This is a genomic window from Bacteroides sp. Phil13 (genome assembly GCF_001940965.1).
GTDB classification, from domain to species: Bacteria; Bacteroidota; Bacteroidia; order Bacteroidales; family Bacteroidaceae; genus Bacteroides; species Bacteroides intestinalis.
This window is the reverse complement of the sequence record NZ_MSHA01000067.1, coordinates 750-2,139: the sequence shown is the minus strand read 5'-3', so window position 1 is coordinate 2,139 and position 1,390 is coordinate 750. Positions and strand designations below refer to the sequence as shown.

Annotated in this window: 1 protein-coding gene; it reads left to right on the top strand. The window is 44.7% G+C overall.

Features of this window, described 5'->3' with window-relative positions; translation table 11 throughout:
• The first annotated feature begins 225 nt into the window (after window positions 1-225).
• On the top strand, window positions 226-441 hold the full coding sequence (locus tag BWI44_RS12105) for a hypothetical protein (protein WP_005834933.1): 216 nt from the start codon (window positions 226-228) through the stop codon (window positions 439-441).
• Window positions 442-1,390: the final 949 nt, after the last annotated feature.

The window sequence follows — 1,390 nt, the reverse complement described above, 5'->3', positions numbered from 1 at the left end:
TATTCAAACTTCGCAACTTTGAAAATTTCCCTGAAGATAACAACAAGGATGCTCACGTCTATGTTTATATGGTTTTCTCCCATCAGGGGGATGGTATATACACAAACGACGTGAGTGACTGTTGTATATCCAGGGAAAGGGCAATGCGAAGGCCTGAATAAAGGATATACAAACATAGTTACTCACGTTTTTTTTTATTGTTTAACCTTTAAATAATTTGTGTATATGAAACAGAACAAACCAGACGGTAGAGAAGCATACATCACTCCGTCTATCGAAGTTATCAAAATGGAGAATGAAGGAGTCATTGCAACAAGCGGCGAACCTTACCATCCCATTACGCGCTCCTATTCGGGCAGCACCTCTACCCATAGCTACAATTCGGCATCCAGCAGCGACTTGGAAGACCTAATCAATGACATCTTAACCGTAGAAAACTAAGGGGGACTTCATTATGATGAAATTAAGAAACCTTATGCAAGTTGCCTGCATGGCAACTGCTGCCTTGACCGCATTCAGTTGCAGCCAAGAGGAATTTGAAAACAGCGGGCGGAAAGGAAACATCACCGTTAACGCAACGTTTGAAGGCGCAGGTACCGACACCCGTACTACCGTAAACGATGAATACAAGATTCTATGGCAAGATACCGATGCCCTAGGGTTGTTCTGTAGTAATGCAGAAAGTAATTATAGCAATACAAAATTAGAATATGCAAGCGGTGCTGGTCAAACTTCCGCCACTTTCAACGGCAGCAAGCCAAGCGGAGAAACGGCTGTATTCTCCATCTATCCTTACCAACAAAACATGAGCGTAAGCGGCAATACATTGACCATGACTCTACCTGCCACGCTTACAAATTATAACGGCAGCAGCAATGGCCCGATGTATGCCAAGGTGACAAATCCCGACAATCTGAGCGCTCTGTCCTTCAAGCACATGGCAGCCATGATAAAACTGACCGTCAACAAGATTCCGGCAGAGGCCACTACTTTCAAGATTATTGCCTCCAATAACATTGCAGGTACTTGTACGGTAGACTTAACCGCAGCAGACCCGATACTGGCAGTAACGAGCGATGAAAGCAAGGAAATCACCGCCTCCTTCACAGCCTCAGCTGATATAAAGTCTCGCAACTTCTACATTCCTTTGCCCACAGGTACTTATAGTTCCATCACTGCCCAACTGACGAATGGAAGCGACAAGGTATATTTTACCAAGACGCTTAATGACAAAATCCTAGGCAGAAGAGACATATTGGTAGTACCTCCTTTGGATTGCGTTGTGGTAGAGGCTACAACCCCCAGTGCGCTTAGTACAGCTTTAGCTGATTCAAAAAATCTCCCACAAGAAGCACCGACAGCAGCAACCGTAACCGACATTGCAGTCAGC

What these genes read in the sequence shown, in the direction of transcription:
- BWI44_RS12105 (WP_005834933.1), top strand. Translation starts at nt 226, where the DNA reads ATGAAACAGAACAAACCAGACGGTAGAGAAGCATACATCACTCCGTCT.